The following is an 18310-nucleotide window of genomic DNA, read 5'->3' as shown; positions in this document are numbered from 1 at the left end:
CTTACTGCGCGCCAGACAGCGTGAGCCAGGTGATCAGGGCAACAACCCCGAGCACCATGGCGAAGGCATAGTGGAAGACATAGCCGGACTGCGCCCGACCGGCGAGGCGGGTCAGCATGGGGATAAGCCCCATGGCCACGCCGTTGATGGTCCCGTCAATGACCGCACCATCGCCGCGCTTCCACAGGAAGCCCCCGAGCCATTTGGCAGGGCGGACAATGGTCCAGTCATAGAGCTCGTCAAAATACCATTTGTTCAGCAGGAACAGGTACAGCGGCCGCTGGTTCGCCGCGAGGCGACCCGGCAGCGACGGGTTGCGGATGTAGAACAGCCAGGACAGCGCAAAGCCAAGCACCATTGCGACAAACGGGCTGACCTTGACCCAGGCCGGCACATAATGCGCGTCATGCAGAACGGTATTGTCCGGCCCGATAAAGATCGCGCCTTTGGGGGCGACGGCGGCATGATGTGCAGCCTCGGCCACGGGGGCAGGTTCTGCGGTCTCAGCCGGTACGGCCTCGGTTGCGGTCACTGTACCCTCTGCCGGAGCCGGCTCGACCGGGGCTGCCGCGGCATGCTCTGCGCCACCGGCTTCATGATGCGCCGCTTCCATGCCGAGCCAGTTGCGCACCTTGGTCTCGTCGCCAAAGAACACGCTGTACCAGATCATCCCCGCAAACACCGATCCAAGCGCCAGAACCCCCAGCGGGATCAGCATGACCATCGGGCTTTCGTGTGGCTCATGGTGGTGGTCATGGTCGTCATGCCCATGGCCGTGACCATGGCCCACGGTTCCGGCCCGATTTTCACCGTAGAAGGTCAGGAACATCAGACGCCAGGAGTAAAAGCTGGTCATCCCCGCCGCGACCACCAACAGCCAGAAGGCGTAGCTGGAGCCGACAAAGGCGCTCTCGATCACCGCATCCTTGGACAGGAACCCGGCAAAGCCGTAATGGGTCAGCGGAATACCCACGCCGGTAATGGCCAGCGTGCCGATCATCATCGCGGCAAAGGTATAGGGGATCTTTTTGCGCAAGCCCCCGTAGTTGCGCATGTCTTGCTCATGATGCGTGGCATGGATCACCGAGCCTGCACCAAGGAACAGCATCGCCTTGAAAAACGCGTGGGTGAACAGGTGGAACATCGCCACCGAATACACGCCCACCCCCGCCGCCACGAACATGTAGCCCAGCTGCGACATCGTGGAATAGGCGATCACCCGCTTGATGTCGTTCTGCACCAGACCGATCGTCGCCGCGACAAAGGCGGTCGTGGCGCCCAGAACCGTGATCATCACCATCGCGCTCGGCGCGTATTCATAGAGCGGCGACATGCGGCAGACCAGGAACACCCCCGCCGTCACCATGGTTGCCGCGTGGATCAGCGCCGACACCGGGGTCGGCCCCTCCATCGCGTCGGGCAACCAGGTGTGCAGGCCAAGCTGCGCCGATTTCCCCATCGCGCCGATGAACAAGAGCACGCCGATCAGGTTGGCGGCATTCCAATCGGTCCACAGGAACCGGACGTTGGTTTCCGCCAGCGCCGGAGCGGCGGCAAAAATCTCGTCAAACCGGATCGAGTCGGTCAGGAAGAACAGCGCCATGATGCCAAGGGCAAAGCCGAAGTCACCAACCCGGTTGACCACAAACGCCTTTATCGCAGCGGCATTCGCGCTTGGCTTTTTGTAGTAAAAGCCGATCAGCAGGTAAGATGCGACGCCCACCCCTTCCCAGCCAAAGAACATCTGCACCAGATTGTCCGAGGTCACCAGCATCAGCATGGCAAAGGTAAAGAACGACAGATACGCAAAGAACCGGGCGCGGTAATGCTCGTGATGGCCCCAGTTGTCGTCATGCGCCATGTAGCCGAACGAATACAGGTGAACCAGCGCGGACACCGAGTTCACCACCACCAGCATGATCGCAGTCAGGCGGTCGATGCGGATGCCCCATTCACTGCCCAGGGTGCCGGATTCGATCCAGCGCAGCAGCACCACGCGGTACATCTCGCCGTCAAAGCTGAGGAAAATGATCCAGGACAGGAACGCCGCCAGAAACACCAGCGCCGTGGTGATGATCTGGCCGGCCCGCTCGCCGATGATCCGCCAGCCAAAGCCGCAGATCAGCGCGCCAACCAGTGGCGCAAGAAGGATGATCGTTGCCATGGGTTCAGCCTTTCATCACGTTGACGTCTTCAACGTCGATCGTTCCACGATTGCGGAAGAACACCACAAGGATCGCCAGACCGATGGCAGCCTCGGCCGCCGCGACGGTCAGGATGAACATGGTGAACACCTGCCCGACCAGATCGCCCAGATGGCTTGAAAACGCGACCATGTTGATATTCACCGCCAGCAACATCAATTCGATCGACATCAGAATGACGATCACGTTCTTCCGGTTCAGGAAGATGCCGAAGATGCCGATGACGAACAAAGCCGCCGCGACTGTCAGGTAATGTTCCAGACCAACCATATCCTAGTCCCTCCGGGTCTTTGCCCCGTTTTGTCTTTGCAGCATTGGCGGGGTTAACCCCGCCCTACCCTTGTTCCGGGGGCGTTACAGCCCCTGCCCCGGCTTCACATCTTTCAGCTCCATCGCCTTGGCCGGATCCCGCCACATCTGATGCAGCACGTTCTGACGCTTCACATCCTTGCGGTGACGCAGGGTCAGAAGGATCGCGCCGATCATGGCGACCAGCAGGATCAGCCCCGACAGCTGGAACAGAAGCAGGTATTTGTCATAGATCAGCAGCCCCAAGGCGCGGGTGTTTTCCACCTGATCCATTGCGGGCGCAACCGCCTGACGCAGCCCCATCGCGCCCTCGGCCTGCACCCAGGCGCCGATGCCCAGCGACAGCTGCATGAGCAGCACCACGCCGATCAGCAGACCCAGCGGCATGTAGCGCGCAATCTCGCCCTTGAGTGCTGCAAAGTCGATGTCGAGCATCATCACCACGAACAGGAACAGCACCGCGACCGCGCCGACATAGACGATGATCAGCAGCATCGCGACAAACTCGGCCCCCAGCAGCACGAACAAGCCCGCCGACGACAGGAACGCCAGGATCAGCCACAAAACCGAATGCACCGGGTTGCGGCTGATGGTGACCATCAGCCCCGCCGCCACCACAACAATGGCAAAGGCGTAAAAGGCATAATCCGCGACGGTCATTTCTCGGTCTCCTCAGTCTCGGCAAAGACACTTTGCGCAATTTCCAGCGCCTTTTGCGTGGCGGGCAAGCCGCCGAACATGCTCATCTGCCAGATCACTTCCGCGATCTCCCGCCGGGTCGCCCCGGCAGCCAGACCGTTCTTGATCGTGATGCGCAGCTGCGGCTCGCCCAGCGGGCCAAGCACGGTCTGCGCGGCAATGGTCACCAGAAAGCGGGTGCGGGCGTCCAGTCCTTCGGGGTTGAAGGTCTTGCCAAACCACATCTCGAGCAGTTCCTTTGGCATCGCCGGGAACATCTTCTCAAACGCCTTGGGGTCGATCGTCTCCATGCCGGGCATGAAGGCGCTGGCCATCTTGTGGCCTTGCTCGATCATCTGTTGCAGCATCTTGGTATAGGCTTCGGTCATGGCGCTCACCGGTACGGGGCGTCGAGTTCGAGATTGCGGGCAATCTCCGCCTCCCAACGCGCGCCATTGTCGAGCAATTTTTCCTTGTCGTAGAACAGCTCCTCACGGGTTTCGGTGCTGAACTCAAAATTCGGGCCTTCGACAATCGCATCCACCGGGCAGGCTTCCTGACAGAAGCCGCAATAGATGCATTTGGTCATGTCGATGTCATAACGCGTGGTGCGGCGGCTGCCGTCTTCACGCGGTTCGGCGTCAATCGTGATCGCCTGCGCCGGGCAGATCGCCTCGCACAGCTTGCAGGCGATGCAACGCTCTTCGCCGTTCGGATAGCGGCGCAGCGCGTGTTCGCCACGGAACCGCGGGCTCAGCGGCCCCTTTTCATGCGGATAGTTCAGCGTGCTTTTCGGCGCGAAGAAGTATTTCATCCCCAAGGCAAAGCCCTTGAGGAAATCCTGCAACAGGAAATACCGGGTCGCGCGGTTCCAGTCGATGTTTGCCATCATTTATCCTCCGGTGGCGGAGCCACCATGAAACTCTGCCAATCCGCCAGCCTAGTGATGCCGACCGCGTCGTGCTGGTGCAGGTGCCCTTTTTCCATGAGCAGTTTGACCACCCACTTGAGGTCGAGCTTCGCTGCACTGAAACGATGAACAACCAACTCGTCGAAAGTTAACTCCCAGAAATCGTGTTCGTAGGGTTCCAAACCAATGGAGTGCCCGTTCTTCTCGATGCGGTAACGATAAAGGTAGGTTCCGTCGCTCATGCGTCAGCCCCCCACGGTCCAGCGCGCCCAGGCGCCGCCCAGAACTTCGAATTTCGCAAGAAATGCCACCAGCACCACCCAGCCCAGCGACAGCGGCAGGAACACTTTCCAGCCGATCCGCATCAGCTGGTCGTAGCGATAGCGTGGCACGATGGCTTTCACCATGGCGAACAGAAAGAAGAAGAACGCCATCTTGATGAACATCCAGAAGAAGCCATCCGGCAAGCCCGGGATCGGTGACAGCCAGCCGCCGAAAAACAGCAGGCTCATCAGCGCGCACATCAGGAAGATGGCGATATATTCGCCCGCCATGAAGAGCAGATACGGCGTGGACGAGTATTCCACCATGAACCCGGCCACCAGTTCCGACTCTGCCTCGGGCAGGTCGAACGGCGGGCGGTTGGTTTCGGCCAAGGCGCTGATAAAGAACAGAACCACCATCGGCAGATGCGGCAGCCAGTACCACGAGAACAGGCCATAGGCCCCATCCTGCGCCGCGACGATGGCAGAAAAGTTCATCGAGCCGGTCGAGATGATGATGCCGATGATGATCAGACCCAGCGACACTTCATAGGAAATCATCTGCGCGGCCGAGCGCAAAGACCCGAGGAACGGGTATTTGGAGTTTGACGCCCAGCCCCCCATGATCACGCCGTACACCTCAAGGCTGGACACCGCGAAGACGAACAGGATCGCCACGTTGATGTCGGCCAGGATCCAGCCCGCGTTGAACGGGATCACCGCCCAGGCCAGCATCGCCAGCACGAAAGACAGCATCGGCGCCATGAAGAACACCGCGCGGTCGGCACCTGCGGGCACCACGATTTCCTTGACCACATACTTCAGCGCATCGGCCACCGATTGCAGCAGGCCAAAGACCCCCACCACGTTGGGCCCGCGCCGCATCTGGACAGCCGCCCAGACCTTGCGGTCGCCGTAGACCAGAAACAACAGGCTGATCATCACGAAGCCCACGATCAGCAGGCTTTGCGCCGCGACCAGAACCAACGTGCCCATTGGCGTTGCCAGAAAGTCAGACATTCTCAGCCTCTCATCTTCAAATCGTCGGTATCCCGAGCGCGCCACAATCGCGCACCGTCACTTCGGCGTCGATCGTTTTCAGCCCGGGTGGCAGCGCGGCCGAGATCAGATAGACCGCGTCCCCCCGCCATGTGTTTCCTGTCTGCGCCACCGTGGTCCGCACATGCCGGGCAAAGCCAAAGCCCCGGATCAGCGCGTATTGTGCAGCGGCACAGCGGCCATAGGCCTCGACATCGTCATTGCCGCGCGCGCCTTGCAGCGCGACGCGAAAGCTGACCATGTCATCCTGCAACAGCACGGTCTGGATGCCCTCATACGCCGGGGCGAAATCGCCCTGTGCCACGGGCCCGGTCCCGGCACAAGCCGACAGGGCCACGAACGCGGCTGTCAGGCTGGCAAGGAGGAGCGCGTGCGGCATCGGTTACTCCGCCGCCAAGGGGGTGGTGGTACGGGTTTTGGCAAGGGCGGACATTTCCGCCATCACCTGAGACGCGCGGGCAATCGGATTGGTCAGGTAGAAATCCTGCACCGGCAGGCGGAAGCTGGCCCGGGCCGGGTCGCGCAGCGGAATGCGGGTCCAGCCATTGTCAGCCACCTGATCGATTTGCCCCAGATGCGGATGCGCCGCCACCAGCGCCCGGCGCAGGGCGGCCAGCGAATCCCACGGCAGGGTTGCACCCAGTTCAGCCGACAAGGCCCGCAGGATCGCCCAGTTTTCCTTGGCCTCACCCGGCGCAAAACCGGCACGCAGCGCCAGTTGCGGGCGGCCTTCGGTGTTCACGAACAATCCACCTTCTTCGGTATAGGCAGCGCCCGGCAGGATCAGGTCGGCACGATGCGCGCCCCGGTCGCCATGGCTGCCCTGATAGATCACGAACGGACCAGCTTTGATCTCAACCTCGTCCGCACCGAGGTTATAAACCACCTGCGCGCCATCCATCGCGGCAGACATGCCGCCATCGGTCACAGCCCCCACATCCATCGCGCCGACACGCGCCGCGGCGCTGTGCAGCACCAGCAGCTTCGCGCCCATCACTTCGACCAGCTTCATGGCCTGAGACAGCACCGCCTCACCATCGGCTTCGTTCAGGGCACCCTGCCCCACGATCACCACGGCCCCGGCGCTTTCCTGTGCATCCGCAGTCGCCTTGACCAGCGCCGCGCGGTCATCGCCCGCATGGGCATAGTCATAGGTCAGATCCACCGCCGTGCCGATCAGCGTCACATCGGCCCCCGCGCTCCACGCCTTGCGGATGCGCGCGTTCAGCACCGGCGCCTCGTCGCGCGGGTTGGTGCCGATCAGGATGATGGTCTTTGCGGTGTCGATATCTTCAATTGCCGCCGTGCCAACATAGGCCGAGCGGTTGCCGGCAGGCAGTTTCGCGCCATCGGTGCGGCATTCGATCTTGCCGCCCAGACCTTCAACCAACTGTTTCAGGCTGAACACAGCCTCGACCGGCGCCAGATCTCCCACAATCGCGGTGACCTTGCGGCCCTTCATCGCGGCAGCAGCAGCGGTCAAAGCCTCGCCCCAACCGGCTTTGCGCAACCGGCCATTCTCCCGGATATAGGGCGTGTCCAGCCGCTGACGGCGCAAGCCATCCCAGATGAAGCGGGTCTTATCGGAAATCCACTCTTCATTTACCCCGTCATGGTTGCGCGGGATGATGCGCATCACCTCACGCCCCTTGGTGTCGATGCGGATGTTCGACCCCAGCGCATCCATCACGTCGATGCTCTCGGTCTTGGTCAGCTCCCACGGACGGGCGGTAAAGGCATAGGGTTTGGAGGTCAGCGCGCCGACCGGGCACAGGTCGATGATATTGCCCTGCAGGTTCGAGTTCAGCGTCTCGTTCAGATAGCTGGTGATCTCGGCATCCTCACCGCGCCCGGTCTGGCCCATCTGGGTGATGCCGGCGACCTCGGAGGTAAAGCGCACGCAGCGGGTGCAAGAGATGCAGCGGGTCATCGTGGTGGCAACCAGCGGGCCGAGGTTCAGGTCTTCGCTCGCCCGTTTCGGCTCGCGGTAGCGGCTGAAATCGACGCCGTAAGCCATGGCCTGATCCTGCAGGTCACATTCGCCGCCCTGATCGCAGATCGGGCAATCCAGCGGGTGGTTGATCAGCAGGAATTCCATCACGCCTTCGCGGGCCTTCTTGACCATCGGGCTGTTGGTCTTCACCAGCGGCGCTTCGCCATTCGGGCCGGGGCGCAGATCGCGCACCTGCATGGCGCAAGATGCCGCCGGTTTCGGCGGGCCGCCGACAACCTCGACCAGACACATGCGGCAGTTGCCCGCAATCGTCAGACGCTCATGATAGCAAAAGCGCGGGATTTCCACGCCTGCCACCTCAGCCGCCTGGATGATGGTCATCGCGCCATCCACCTCGACCTCGATGCCGTCAATGCTGATCTTTTTCAGGTTCGTCATCTGCTTACTCCGCAGTCCTCATGGCATGAGGGTGGATCCCCCACCCCCGCGCCGTGTTCTGTGCCGGACGATACACCGCCCGGATGAATGTTTGTGCCGGGGTCATCGGGTCGACCTCAGCAGATAGCCGACCAGACTGCCCCGCGCGATCTCTGCCTCACCGGCGGCGCAATAGGCCGCCACCTTGCCGGGAACCGCGCCCTTGCTGGCCAGCCAGGCCGCCGCCTCGGCCTTGCCGCGCGCTTTTTCCGCCGGGTTCTCGACAAAAGCCCGCACCTCTGACGCGCTATAGCCCAGTCGCAGGGCATAGTCCCGCAGTTTCAGCAGCTCATTCAGCGCACGCAGCTTGCGCGGCTGAATGGTCGGGCAGGTGTCGGCAATCTGGTCGGCAATGAAGCCGCTGCGCAGGGTGTCGTTGATGGTCTTTTCCTGATTGATCGGCCCCAGCGCAAAGGCGGGCACGGCGAGCATCAGGGCAGCAATCGTCAGCGGGATCAGGGTCATCAGGGCCTCCTTGGCAGTCCATGCCAAGGACTGTGCGGCACCTGTCCCTGATAGGCCATGACAGCCGGGGCCGGTCACGCGGGTCTGAGGCGCTATCGCATAACAGGTCATGCACAGCCCTCCACATAGACCCAAGTGCCCGCCTCGAAGCGGTCATAAATGCTGGGCCGCAACCGGCGGCCCTGCGACGCACAGGTGGCATCCGCCACCCGGCGCGCGGCGGCACCTTCATACATGCGGAACGGTTGCCCCGCATTGGTCACCCGCAACGGTTCGCGCGCAGCCGCACCCTGACCCGCCCCTTGCGGGGCCGGTTGCACACAGGCGCCAAGCGCCAGCGTCAGGGAAAGGGCTGCCGCCACCCGCATCACTCCGCCGCGACGGCGCTGATGCGCCCGGTTTTCTTGGCCTTGATCCGGTCCTCGATCTCGTCACGGAACGCCCGCACCAGCCCTTGGATTGGCCATGCGGCGGCATCGCCCAAAGCGCAGATCGTGTGGCCCTCCACTTGCTTGGTCACGGAAATCAGCATGTCGATCTCTTCGACCTCGGCCTCGCCGCGCACCAGACGGTCCATCACCCGCATCATCCAGCCGGTGCCTTCGCGGCAGGGCGTACACTGGCCGCAGGACTCGTGCTTGTAGAACTTCGACAGCCGCCAGATCGCCTTGATCACATCCGTCGACTGATCCATCACGATCACCGCCGCCGTGCCGAGGCCCGAGCGCTGCTCACGCAGCCAGTCGAAATCCATGATCGCGTCGTCACATTGCGCCGCGTTCAGCAGCGGCACCGACGACCCGCCGGGGATCACCGCTTTCAGGTTCTTCCAGCCGCCGCGCACACCGCCGCAATGCCGCTCCAACAGCTCTTTCAGCGGGATCGACATCGACTCTTCGACCACGCAAGGCGCATTCACATGGCCCGAGATGCCGAACAGCTTGGTGCCCGCGTTGTTCGGGCGACCAAAGGACGCAAACCACTCCGGCCCGCGCCGCAGGATGGTCGGCACAACCGCAATCGACTCGACGTTGTTCACCGTGGTCGGGCAGCCATAGAGGCCCGCGCCCGCCGGGAACGGCGGCTTCATCCGGGGCATGCCCTTTTTGCCTTCAAGGCTTTCCAGTAGTGCTGTTTCCTCGCCGCAGATATAGGCCCCGGCGCCGTGATGCAGGTACAGATCGAAATCCCAGCCGGATTTGGCGGCATTGCGGCCCAGCATCCCGGCGTCATAGCATTCGTCGATCGCCGACTGCAGCGCCTCTTTCTCGCGGATGTATTCGCCGCGGATATAGATGTAGCAGGCGTTGGCGTTCATCGCGAAAGACGCGATCAGCGCCCCTTCGATCAGCGTGTGCGGATCGTGGCGCATGATCTCACGGTCTTTGCAGGTGCCAGGCTCCGACTCGTCGGCGTTGATCACCAGATAAGACGGCCGACCGTCGGACTGCTTGGGCATGAACGACCATTTCAGGCCGGTGGGGAACCCTGCCCCGCCGCGCCCGCGCAAGCCAGATGCCTTCATCTGCTCGATGATCTTGTCGCGACCGCGCGCGATGATCTCGGCGGTGCCATCCCAATGACCACGCTTCATTGCCCCGGCCAGGCTGCGGTCATGCATCCCGTAGAGGTTGGTAAAGATGCGGTCCTGATCCTTGAGCATTGCTTGCCCCTTCCTTCAACCCTGACGATTGCGCCAGATCTGATACGTCACAACCAGCGCCCAGAAGAACGCGGCTATTGCGGCAAAATCGAACAGAAAGACATAGCGGGGATCCCACCCCATCTGTCCGCCCAAGTATTGCGCGCCCATCCACAGCAGCATGGTCCCGGCCAGAACAATCGCGACAAGCCGGGCCTGATTGGCCAGTTTGCGCGCGTGCTTTGGGTCTGGCCGGGTCATTCAGGCCTCTCAGTAGTCGTTGGTTCTGGCCCGGATGCGGAATGCCTCCAGCCCGTCGGTCACGATGATCTTGGCCTGTGCCACCCATTTGTCACGGGTCACACGGCCACGGAAGCCCTTCAGGTTATGGTCCATCCAGGCAATGTCAGCCTCAGACCAGCCTGCGATCTGGTCGAAGTGGAAGATCCCAAGCTCATGGCACAGCTTTTCCAGCGCCGGGCCGATGCCTTCGATCTCTTTCAGGTCGTCCGCCATGCCACCACGCGCCGCAGCAAAGCCCTGCGGTTTGGTGCCAGCGGTCAAAGGCGGCGCAAGACCCGGCTCGGGCGGCAGGGCAACACCGTCTTCGGTGTCTTTGGTCGGGGTCGTGCCGGGGGCCGCCGCAACCTCGGTCGGTGTGCTGGCTGGCTCACCCTTGGAGATCGGCCGGCCCTTGGACTTTGCCGGAGCCTCCTGCACGGTCACGCCGGTCGCATCCGCCGGAATGCCCGCGCCGGGAGTCGGCTCGCTGGGAACGTCATCGGCGGCGTCAGAGGCATGCGGTGCCTCGGGCCGGGCGATCCACGGCGTGGTCAGCGGCACTTCGGTGCCGTCGATCCGTTTGACGGTTTCGCCAATGTCCACAGCCAGTTGCGCGCTTGCGTTATAGGGTTTGCGGCCGGCCTCATGGTCCTTGAGGCTGGTCAGACCCGTCACCGGCTCCGACGCATAGCGCCCGTTCTGCGGACCGGGCACCGGCACCTCACCTGCCGAGAACCGCGCGATCAGGTCGCGCAGCTTTTCGGGGGTCAGATCCTCGTAGTAATCCTTGCCGATCTGGGCCATCGGCGCGTTGGAACACGCCCCCAGACACTCAACCTCTTCCCAGGAAAATTTGCCATCCGCCGACACGGTATGCGGCTGCTTGGCGATCAGCTCCTGACAGACCGCAATCAGATCCTCGGCGCCGCAGATCATGCACGACGTGGTGCCGCAAATCTGGATATTGGCAATCGACCCAACGGGTTGCAGCTGGAACATGAAGTAGAACGTCGCCACTTCCAGCGCGCGGATATAGGCCATGCCCAGCATGCCGGCCACATATTCAATCGCCGGACGGGTCAGCCAGCCATGCTGCTCCTGCGCGCGCCACAAGAGCGGGATGATCGCCGAGGCCTGACGCCCCTCGGGGTATTTGGAAATCTGCCCCTGCGCCCAGGCCAGATTTGCCGGGGTGAACTCGAACGAGGCGGGCTGTTCTTTGTGAAGACGGCGGAGCATTAGCGGTCGATCTCCCCGAACACGACATCCATCGTGCCGATGATGGCAGAAACATCAGCCAGCTGATGCCCCTTGCAGATATAATCCATGGATTGCAGGTGCAGGAACCCCGGCGCGCGGATCTTGGCGCGGTAGGGTTTGTTGGTGCCATCGGCCATCAGATAGACGCCAAACTCACCCTTCGGCGCTTCAACCGCCGCGTAAACCTCACCGGCAGGCACGTGGAAGCCTTCGGTGTAGAGTTTGAAGTGATGGATCAGCGCCTCCATCGAGGTTTTCATCTCACCGCGTTTGGGCGGCGTGATCTTGCCCCGGGCCAGCACATCGCCCTTTTCAACCCGCAGCTTGGCGCAGGCCTGACGGATGATCGATGTAGATTCGCGCATTTCCTGCATGCGGCACAGATAGCGGTCGTAACAGTCGCCATTCTTGCCGATCGGGATCTTGAAGTCGAATTCGTCATAGCATTCATAGGGTTGCGAACGCCGCAGATCCCAGGCCAGACCCGACCCACGGACCATGACACCCGAATAGCCCCATTTCAGGATGTCATCCTTGGTGACAATGCCAATATCGGCATTGCGCTGTTTGAAGATGCGGTTTTCTGTCAGCAGCGTGTCGATGTCATCCAGCACACGCGGGAATTCAATCGCCCACTGGTCGATATCTTCCACCAGCGCGTCGGTCAGGTCGACATGCACCCCACCGGGGCGGAAATAGGCGGCGTGCAGGCGCGCGCCGCTGGCCCGCTCGTAGAACACCATCAGCTTTTCGCGTTCCTCGAAGCCCCAGAGCGGCGGCGTCAGCGCGCCCACGTCCATGGCCTGCGTGGTCACGTTCAGCAGGTGGTTCAGCACCCGGCCGATTTCGGAATAAAGCACCCGGATCAACGACGCACGGCGCGGCACAACGGTGCCGGTCAGCCGCTCGATCGCCAGACACCAGGCATGTTCCTGGTTCATCGGCGCCACATAGTCGAGGCGGTCGAAATATGGCAGGTTCTGCAGGTAAGTCCTGCTCTCCATCAGCTTTTCAGTGCCACGGTGCAGCAGCCCGATATGCGGATCGCAGCGTTCGACAATCTCGCCGTCCAGCTCCAGCACCAGCCGCAAAACCCCGTGCGCCGCAGGGTGTTGCGGGCCGAAGTTGATGTTGAAGTTGCGGATGCGCTGCTCGCCGGTCTCGAAATCGGTCGAGCCGTCGTCATAGGTGTTTCTGCGGATATCGCCGTCCATCAAAAGGCTCCCTTGTGGTCGCGGGCCATCAGAACGCTCCTTTATAGTCGCGGGCCATCACTTCGCCCCCGCCTTGTCATCCCCGGGCAGCACGTATTGCGCGCCTTCCCATGGCGACATGAAATCAAACTGCCGGTATTCCTGCACCAGTTTCACCGGCTCATAGACCACGCGCTTTTGCGCCTCGTCATAGCGCACCTCGGTATAGCCCGTGGTCGGAAAATCCTTGCGCAGCGGGTGGCCGCGGAAGCCGTAATCGGTGAGGATGCGGCGCAGATCGGGGTGGCCCGAGAACAGGATCCCGAACATGTCGAACACTTCGCGTTCGAACCAGTTGGCGCTGGGGTGCACATCGACCAGCGACGGCACCATATCCTGCTCGCCCACCGCGATTTTCACGCGGATGCGGTGGTTCTGGTACATCGACAGGAAGTGATACACCACATCAAAGCGCCGCTCACGGGTCGGGTGATCGACGGCGGTGATATCCACCAGTGACGAAAACCGGCAGGCCCCGTCGACCCGCAGAAAATCGCTGAAATCGGCGATATGGCTTGCCACTACCTCCAGCGTCAGCTCGCCAAAGGCGATATGCGACGCCAGCACATCATTGGGCCGCTTCAGCTCGATATGGGCGGCCAGTTCTTGGAGCGCTTCGGACATTGGTTCCTCCTCAGCGGGTCAGGGTGCCGGTGCGGCGGATCTTCCGCTGCAACTGCAGAATACCGTACAGCAGCGCCTCGGCGGTGGGCGGGCAGCCCGGCACGTAGATATCGACCGGTACGATCCGGTCACAGCCGCGCACCACCGAATAGCTGTAGTGGTAATAGCCGCCGCCATTGGCGCAGGAGCCCATCGAGATCACATAGCGCGGCTCCGGCATCTGGTCATACACCTTGCGCAGCGCCGGGGCCATCTTGTTGGTCAGCGTACCCGCCACGATCATCACATCCGACTGGCGCGGGCTGGCGCGCGGGGCCACGCCGAAGCGTTCCACGTCATAGCGCGGCATCGAGGTGTGCATCATCTCGACCGCGCAGCAGGCCAGACCGAATGTCATCCAGTGCAGCGACCCGATCCGGGCCCAGTTGATGATGTCCTCGGTCGAGGTAAGCAGGAACCCCTTGTCCTGCAGATCGCGGTTCAGGGCCTGGGTGGCAACCTCCATGTCGCCGCCCGCCGTGTTGGCTCCTGCCATCACTCCCATTCCAAGGCCCCCTTCTTCCATTCATAGGCAAAGCCCACCGTCAGCACGCCCAGGAACACCATCATCGACCAGAACGCGGTCATGCTGATTTCCCCAAAGGCGACCGCCCAGGGAAACAGGAACGCGACCTCAAGATCAAAGATGATGAACAAGATTGACACGAGGTAAAACCGCACATCAAATTTCATCCGCGCATCATCAAATGCGTTGAATCCGCATTCATAGGCCGACACCTTTTCCGGGTCGGGATTGCGCACGGCAAGCACCGCCGCAGCCAGAAGCAGAACAAGCCCCAGACCAATGGCAAGGGCGAGCAGAACGATTATGGGAAAATACTCTCGGAGAAGTGCGTCCACGAGATGCTCCTTCGGCTGGCGACTGCGAGCTGCGGATGCTGGCGACCCGCTTGCACTCTTGGCATTCGTTTACTCTGCTCCCCCAGCGGGGTCAACGGACGGGGCAGCGAAAACTCATGACTAACTTGGGTGAATTTCGTCGCATATGCAAAAGAATAGCCTTCGGGTGACAGATGCCCGGGTCGTGTTGCTGCGCTGCGGCGTCCGATTCCTGAAAACCTTCTGTGACATGCGCGGACCAGCCGTGCATTTCACCCGTCAATCCCCCATCCGCAGGGTCGTGACCGGTGCCACCTCACCCTGCCCCACCGTCAGCACCTCGGCCCGGATGATGCGCGCAATCAGTGCCACATCTTCGGGGCTGAAGGTCAGCGGCAGGCGCATGTCGATCAACCCGGCCAGCACCGCATCGGTCTGGGGCAGCCGTGGCGGCGCGGCATAGCGCCAATGCTCATACCGGCTGGTAAAGCCCATCGGTTCGGGCGCGCCAAACCATTTCAGCTCCACCCCCCGCGCGGCACAGCGCGCGACCAATGCGGCCACCCGCGCAGGTTTCCACCCCGGCAAACTGAACTGAAAGCTTGAGGCGACATAGCTTTCCGCTTCCGGGCGCGGGATCAGGCGCAGACCATTGGTCTGATCCAGCCCCGCCTCCATCACCGCATAAAGCGCGTTCCAGCGCCTGCGGCGATCGTCCAGCATCGCAATCTGTGGCCGCAGGATTGCCGCGCGCAGATTGTCCATCCGGCCCGAGATGTTCGGCACATCCAGCCGCATCGCCTCGAACACCTCGGGCGGCGGGGCGGCGCGGTGGCGGGAATACAGCATGTAGCTGCCCGACAGCAGCACCGACCGTGCCGCAAGCCCGGCGTCATCGGTCACCAGCAGACCGCCCTCACCCGAGTTCATGTGCTTGTAGGTCTGCGTCGAATAGCAGCCGATCACCCCATGCCGGCCCGAAGGCACCCCGTTCCACGCGGCCCCCATCGTATGGGCGCAATCCTCGACCACGCGCACGCCAAGACTGTCACACAGCGCCATCAGCCGGTCCATATCGCACAGATGCCCGCGCATATGCGACAGCATCAGCACCCGCGCACCGGTTTCGCGCGCCATCGTCTCCAGATGGGTGAAATCTATGGTCAGATCCGGCGTCGTCTCGATGAACACCGGACGCGCGCCCATGCTGGCAATCGCCCCCGGCACCGGGGCCAGCGTAAAGGCATTGGTCAGCACCGGCGCATCGGGGCAGACCAGCAATGCCCGCAGCGCCGTGGCCAGAGCATAACCGCCAGAGGCCACTGCAAGACAGTAGCGCGCGCCGGTATAGGCCGCGAATTCCTCTTCCAGCAAAGCCGTTTGCGCGATTTCATCGCCTGCCGTGTTATAGCGATGCAGACGCCCGTTGCGCAAAATCTGTATCGCAGCCTCGACTCCGGCTTCGGGGATTGGCTCTTGCTGGGTAAAACTGCCGCTGAAATGATCCATAGCTGTAAACATGCGGCGCAATACACATGTCGTCAATGCCTTGGCGCGGGCAGAGCGCTGTGGCACGGTGCGTTTCAGTAAAAAGGAATCCCCCATGCGCCAGATCTGTGCCGCCGCCCTGCTGGCGCTGACCTTTGCCACCCCGGCCCGTGCGGATCTGCTGATTGAGGGCCGCGCCGCGCAGGCGTTGCACTGCGCGGCGATGCTGTTCATCGTCTCGACCGAGCTTTATGATCTGGGTGAAATCTCGCGCAACTCACGCGATACGGCGCAACGCGCAGCCCTTGTGATCCTTGATCAGGTGCCGGGCACTGACGATCAGCGCAGGCGCGCGATGGTGCAGCGGTTTGAACGCATCATGACCAGCCGGACACCGTCACAACTGGCCAAGGAATACACCGACACCGCGCGCTGGTGCCGCAGCACCTTTTTGCCGTGAAGGTCAGACCAGCAGCCGCGCCGCAAGCTCTGGCAGATCGTCGAAATGATCCAGCAACGCCTCAGGCTGCAGCCGCGCGACGCCCCGCCCTTCGGGGCCAAAGGTGACCAGCGCCACCGGCACCCCTGCGGCCCGTCCGGTCATCCGGTCGGTTTCAGTGTCACCGATCAGCATCGAGCGCGCCACGTTGCCGCCCGCCTGCTGCACCGCCGCCACATAGGGCGCGGCATCGGGCTTGCGGGTGGACAGGGTGTCGGCTCCGATCAGCGCGCCGAACAGGCCCCGGATGCCAAGGCGCAAGGTCAGTTCCTCGGCCAGCCCCTCGGGCTTGTTGGTGCAGATCGACACCGCAAAGCCGTCACGCCGCAGGGCCTCTACCGCCTCCACCACGCCCGGATACAGCCGGGTGTGAACGGCGATGGCCTGCCCGTAAGCATCGAGCAAGACCGGATATTGCGCGTTGACCATCGCGTCATCCACCACCCCCAGCCGCGAAAAGCCCAAGCGCAGCATCGCCCGCCCGCCGTGAAAGGCGGTCAGCGCATCCGCAGGCCCCAGCAGATCGCCATGGCCAAGCCCGCGGAAGCACACATTCGCCGCGGCCAATAAATCGGCGCTGGTGTCTGCAATGGTGCCATCCAGATCGAAAACCACGGTGCGCATAGATTGTAACCTTGCGTGAGGAACACGGCCCTTGCGGCCAAGTGCCCCATGGGTAAAACGGAGGCACCAAGAAGGAAAGGGGCAGCATGCCGGTATCATTGGTCATTCTGGCGGCGGGTCAGGGCACGCGGATGAACTCCGATCTGCCCAAGGTGCTGCACAAGGTGGCAGGCAGCCCGTTGCTCCACCATGCCATGCAGGCAGGCCGCAGCCTTGGGCCAGAGCGGGTTGTGGTTGTCACCGGGCACGGTGCCGATGCCGTCACCCGCGCCACGCTCGCCTATGACGAAGACGCGCTGACCGTGCTGCAGGCCGAACAGAACGGCACCGCCCATGCGGTCGCGCAGGCCGCCCCCCTGCTGTCCGATGCCTCCGGCGATGTGATCGTGCTCTATGGCGACACGCCCTTTGTCAGCCCCGAGACGCTGGAGGCGATGCAGACCGCCCGCGCCCGGCATGCTGTGGTGGTGCTGGGCTTTCATGCCGCCGATCCGGGCCGCTATGGGCGGCTGGTGACCGAAGGCGACGCCCTGCTGCGCATCGTGGAATACAAGGATGCCACCGAAGCTGAACGGGCGATAAGCCTTTGCAATTCGGGCGTGATCTGCGCCGATGCCAAGGTGATGTTCAGCCTTGTGGCCGAGGTGGGCAAGGACAATGCGGCGGGCGAATACTACCTGACCGACCTGCCGGAACTGGCACGCAAACGCGGGCTGTCCGCTGGCGTGGTGATCTGCCCCGAGGCCGAGACGCTGGGCGTCAACACCCGCGCACAACTGGCGCAGGCCGAGGCCGCGTTTCAGGCCCGCGCCCGCGCCGAGGCGCTGGAAAACGGCGTCACCCTGACCGCGCCCGAAACCGTGTTCTTTGCGCTCGATACCGTGGTCGGCCGCGATGCCATCATCGGCCCGAACGTGATCTTCGGCCCCGGTGTCACCATCGAATCCGGCGCCGAGATCCTCGGCTTTTGCCATCTGGAGGGCTGTCACATCAGCCGCGGTGCCACGGTCGGCCCCTTTGCCCGCCTGCGCCCCGGTGCCGAACTGGCCGACGATGTGCATGTCGGCAACTTCGTCGAGATCAAGAACGCCATTCTGGATGAGGGCGTCAAGGTCGGGCACCTGACCTATATCGGCGATGCCGACATCGGCGAGCATACCAATATCGGCGCGGGCACCGTGACCTGCAATTATGATGGCGTGATGAAGCACCGCACCAAGGTGGGCAAGAATGCCTTCATCGGGTCGGATACCATGCTGGTCGCCCCGGTCCATGTCGGCGATGGCGCGATGACCGCCACCGGATCGGTGATCACCGAAGACGTGCCAGCCGAAGCGATGGCGGTGGCGCGCGCGCGTCAGGTCAACAAACCCGGCCTTGCCACCCGGCTTTTCACGCGCCTGCGCGCCATCAAGGCCGCGAAAGCGAAAGGATAATTTT

General features: G+C 62.6%; 22 protein-coding genes. 2 read left to right on the top strand and 20 right to left on the bottom strand.

Features of this window, described 5'->3' with window-relative positions; genetic code table 11:
* Position 1: 1 nt before the first annotated feature.
* From nuoL to J2X53_RS09435, 19 genes are all read right to left on the bottom strand, one after another.
* Positions 2–2164 (bottom strand): NADH-quinone oxidoreductase subunit L, encoded by a 2163-nt coding sequence (gene nuoL, locus J2X53_RS09525; protein ID WP_349037246.1) that lies wholly within the window; start codon positions 2162–2164, stop codon positions 2–4.
* Positions 2165–2168: 4 nt separating this feature from the next.
* Positions 2169–2474 (bottom strand): NADH-quinone oxidoreductase subunit NuoK, encoded by a 306-nt coding sequence (gene nuoK / locus J2X53_RS09520; protein ID WP_103333769.1) that lies wholly within the window; start codon positions 2472–2474, stop codon positions 2169–2171.
* 84 nt (positions 2475–2558) lie between these two features.
* Positions 2559–3173, bottom strand: a complete 615-nt coding sequence (locus J2X53_RS09515; RefSeq protein ID WP_118150873.1) for an NADH-quinone oxidoreductase subunit J — start codon at positions 3171–3173, stop codon at positions 2559–2561.
* Positions 3170–3580, bottom strand: coding sequence for a carboxymuconolactone decarboxylase family protein (locus tag J2X53_RS09510; protein WP_349037245.1), 411 nt, complete (start codon positions 3578–3580; stop codon positions 3170–3172). The genes J2X53_RS09515 and J2X53_RS09510 overlap by 4 nt, the downstream gene beginning before the upstream one ends.
* Before the next feature lie 5 nt (positions 3581–3585).
* Positions 3586–4080, bottom strand: a complete 495-nt coding sequence (nuoI, locus tag J2X53_RS09505) for an NADH-quinone oxidoreductase subunit NuoI (RefSeq protein ID WP_118151180.1) — start codon at positions 4078–4080, stop codon at positions 3586–3588.
* A complete protein-coding gene (locus tag J2X53_RS09500) occupies positions 4080–4343 on the bottom strand; it encodes a hypothetical protein (protein ID WP_349037244.1) in 264 nt (87 codons plus the stop codon). Before J2X53_RS09500 ends, nuoI begins: the two co-directional genes overlap by 1 nt.
* 3 nt (positions 4344–4346) lie before the next feature.
* Complete coding sequence (gene nuoH, locus J2X53_RS09495; RefSeq protein WP_349037243.1) at positions 4347–5384, bottom strand: NADH-quinone oxidoreductase subunit NuoH; 1038 nt, start codon at positions 5382–5384, stop codon at positions 4347–4349.
* Positions 5385–5400: 16 nt separating this feature from the next.
* The gene (locus J2X53_RS09490) at positions 5401–5802 is read right to left on the bottom strand and encodes a hypothetical protein (protein ID WP_349037242.1); all 402 of its coding nucleotides are present in this window, start codon (positions 5800–5802) and stop codon (positions 5401–5403) included.
* A gap of 3 nt (positions 5803–5805) precedes the next feature.
* Positions 5806–7815, bottom strand: a complete 2010-nt coding sequence (gene nuoG / locus J2X53_RS09485; RefSeq protein ID WP_349037241.1) for an NADH-quinone oxidoreductase subunit NuoG — start codon at positions 7813–7815, stop codon at positions 5806–5808.
* Between the two features lie 102 nt (positions 7816–7917).
* On the bottom strand, positions 7918–8319 hold the full coding sequence (locus J2X53_RS09480; protein WP_349037240.1) for a DUF5333 domain-containing protein: 402 nt from the start codon (positions 8317–8319) through the stop codon (positions 7918–7920).
* A gap of 107 nt (positions 8320–8426) precedes the next feature.
* Entirely contained in the window at positions 8427–8681 is a 255-nt protein-coding gene (locus J2X53_RS09475) for a hypothetical protein (protein WP_349037239.1), read from the bottom strand.
* 5 nt (positions 8682–8686) lie between these two features.
* Positions 8687–9982, bottom strand: a complete 1296-nt coding sequence (gene nuoF, locus J2X53_RS09470) for an NADH-quinone oxidoreductase subunit NuoF (protein ID WP_349037238.1) — start codon at positions 9980–9982, stop codon at positions 8687–8689.
* 15 nt (positions 9983–9997) lie between these two features.
* Positions 9998–10222 (bottom strand): DUF5337 domain-containing protein, encoded by a 225-nt coding sequence (locus J2X53_RS09465; protein ID WP_349037237.1) that lies wholly within the window; start codon positions 10220–10222, stop codon positions 9998–10000.
* Positions 10223–10231: 9 nt separating this feature from the next.
* Positions 10232–11482: an NADH-quinone oxidoreductase subunit E gene (locus tag J2X53_RS09460; RefSeq protein WP_349037236.1), complete on the bottom strand. Its 1251-nt coding sequence runs from the start codon at positions 11480–11482 to the stop codon at positions 10232–10234.
* Positions 11482–12717 (bottom strand): NADH-quinone oxidoreductase subunit D, encoded by a 1236-nt coding sequence (locus tag J2X53_RS09455; RefSeq protein ID WP_349037235.1) that lies wholly within the window; start codon positions 12715–12717, stop codon positions 11482–11484. Before J2X53_RS09455 ends, J2X53_RS09460 begins: the two co-directional genes overlap by 1 nt.
* A 57-nt stretch (positions 12718–12774) precedes the next feature.
* Positions 12775–13380 (bottom strand): NADH-quinone oxidoreductase subunit C, encoded by a 606-nt coding sequence (locus J2X53_RS09450; RefSeq protein ID WP_349037234.1) that lies wholly within the window; start codon positions 13378–13380, stop codon positions 12775–12777.
* Between the two features lie 10 nt (positions 13381–13390).
* A complete protein-coding gene (locus J2X53_RS09445; protein ID WP_103333781.1) occupies positions 13391–13924 on the bottom strand; it encodes an NADH-quinone oxidoreductase subunit B in 534 nt (177 codons plus the stop codon).
* Positions 13915–14280 carry an NADH-quinone oxidoreductase subunit A gene (locus J2X53_RS09440; protein WP_118150898.1) on the bottom strand — a complete coding sequence of 122 codons (366 nt, stop codon included), beginning with the start codon at positions 14278–14280 and terminating at the stop codon, positions 13915–13917. The genes J2X53_RS09445 and J2X53_RS09440 overlap by 10 nt, the downstream gene beginning before the upstream one ends.
* Positions 14281–14538: 258 nt before the next feature.
* Positions 14539–15768, bottom strand: coding sequence for a DegT/DnrJ/EryC1/StrS family aminotransferase (locus J2X53_RS09435; RefSeq protein ID WP_349037233.1), 1230 nt, complete (start codon positions 15766–15768; stop codon positions 14539–14541).
* Positions 15769–15862: 94 nt separating this feature from the next.
* Here J2X53_RS09435 and J2X53_RS09430 point away from each other — a divergent pair, with 94 nt between their 5' ends.
* Positions 15863–16207 (top strand): hypothetical protein, encoded by a 345-nt coding sequence (locus J2X53_RS09430; protein ID WP_349037232.1) that lies wholly within the window; start codon positions 15863–15865, stop codon positions 16205–16207.
* A 3-nt stretch (positions 16208–16210) separates the two neighbouring features.
* Here J2X53_RS09430 and J2X53_RS09425 read toward each other — a convergent pair whose 3' ends face one another.
* Positions 16211–16870 (bottom strand): HAD hydrolase-like protein, encoded by a 660-nt coding sequence (locus J2X53_RS09425; protein WP_349037231.1) that lies wholly within the window; start codon positions 16868–16870, stop codon positions 16211–16213.
* A gap of 86 nt (positions 16871–16956) precedes the next feature.
* Here J2X53_RS09425 and glmU point away from each other — a divergent pair, with 86 nt between their 5' ends.
* Complete coding sequence (gene glmU / locus J2X53_RS09420; RefSeq protein WP_349037230.1) at positions 16957–18306, top strand: bifunctional UDP-N-acetylglucosamine diphosphorylase/glucosamine-1-phosphate N-acetyltransferase GlmU; 1350 nt, start codon at positions 16957–16959, stop codon at positions 18304–18306.
* Positions 18307–18310 lie beyond the last annotated feature (4 nt).

The sequence above is a fragment of the Pseudotabrizicola sp. 4114 genome (assembly GCF_031457365.1).
Taxonomy (GTDB): Bacteria; Pseudomonadota; Alphaproteobacteria; order Rhodobacterales; family Rhodobacteraceae; genus Pseudotabrizicola.
The sequence above is the reverse complement of the archived record's forward strand: the minus strand, read 5'-3'. Positions and strand labels throughout refer to the sequence as shown.

Coding starts and splice junctions, on each gene's coding strand:
- nuoL (WP_349037246.1), bottom strand. CDS start 2,164: ATGGCAACGATCATCCTTCTTGCGCCACTGGTTGGCGCGCTGATCTGC.
- nuoK (WP_103333769.1), bottom strand. CDS start 2,474: ATGGTTGGTCTGGAACATTACCTGACAGTCGCGGCGGCTTTGTTCGTC.
- J2X53_RS09515 (WP_118150873.1), bottom strand. CDS start 3,173: ATGACCGTCGCGGATTATGCCTTTTACGCCTTTGCCATTGTTGTGGTG.
- J2X53_RS09510 (WP_349037245.1), bottom strand. CDS start 3,580: ATGACCGAAGCCTATACCAAGATGCTGCAACAGATGATCGAGCAAGGC.
- nuoI (WP_118151180.1), bottom strand. CDS start 4,080: ATGGCAAACATCGACTGGAACCGCGCGACCCGGTATTTCCTGTTGCAG.
- J2X53_RS09500 (WP_349037244.1), bottom strand. CDS start 4,343: ATGAGCGACGGAACCTACCTTTATCGTTACCGCATCGAGAAGAACGGG.
- nuoH (WP_349037243.1), bottom strand. CDS start 5,384: ATGTCTGACTTTCTGGCAACGCCAATGGGCACGTTGGTTCTGGTCGCG.
- J2X53_RS09490 (WP_349037242.1), bottom strand. CDS start 5,802: ATGCCGCACGCGCTCCTCCTTGCCAGCCTGACAGCCGCGTTCGTGGCC.
- nuoG (WP_349037241.1), bottom strand. CDS start 7,815: ATGACGAACCTGAAAAAGATCAGCATTGACGGCATCGAGGTCGAGGTG.
- J2X53_RS09480 (WP_349037240.1), bottom strand. CDS start 8,319: ATGACCCTGATCCCGCTGACGATTGCTGCCCTGATGCTCGCCGTGCCC.
- nuoF (WP_349037238.1), bottom strand. CDS start 9,982: ATGCTCAAGGATCAGGACCGCATCTTTACCAACCTCTACGGGATGCAT.
- J2X53_RS09465 (WP_349037237.1), bottom strand. CDS start 10,222: ATGACCCGGCCAGACCCAAAGCACGCGCGCAAACTGGCCAATCAGGCC.
- J2X53_RS09460 (WP_349037236.1), bottom strand. CDS start 11,482: ATGCTCCGCCGTCTTCACAAAGAACAGCCCGCCTCGTTCGAGTTCACC.
- J2X53_RS09455 (WP_349037235.1), bottom strand. CDS start 12,717: ATGGACGGCGATATCCGCAGAAACACCTATGACGACGGCTCGACCGAT.
- J2X53_RS09450 (WP_349037234.1), bottom strand. CDS start 13,380: ATGTCCGAAGCGCTCCAAGAACTGGCCGCCCATATCGAGCTGAAGCGG.
- J2X53_RS09445 (WP_103333781.1), bottom strand. CDS start 13,924: ATGGGAGTGATGGCAGGAGCCAACACGGCGGGCGGCGACATGGAGGTT.
- J2X53_RS09435 (WP_349037233.1), bottom strand. CDS start 15,768: ATGGATCATTTCAGCGGCAGTTTTACCCAGCAAGAGCCAATCCCCGAA.
- J2X53_RS09430 (WP_349037232.1), top strand. CDS start 15,863: ATGCGCCAGATCTGTGCCGCCGCCCTGCTGGCGCTGACCTTTGCCACC.
- J2X53_RS09425 (WP_349037231.1), bottom strand. CDS start 16,870: ATGCGCACCGTGGTTTTCGATCTGGATGGCACCATTGCAGACACCAGC.
- glmU (WP_349037230.1), top strand. CDS start 16,957: ATGCCGGTATCATTGGTCATTCTGGCGGCGGGTCAGGGCACGCGGATG.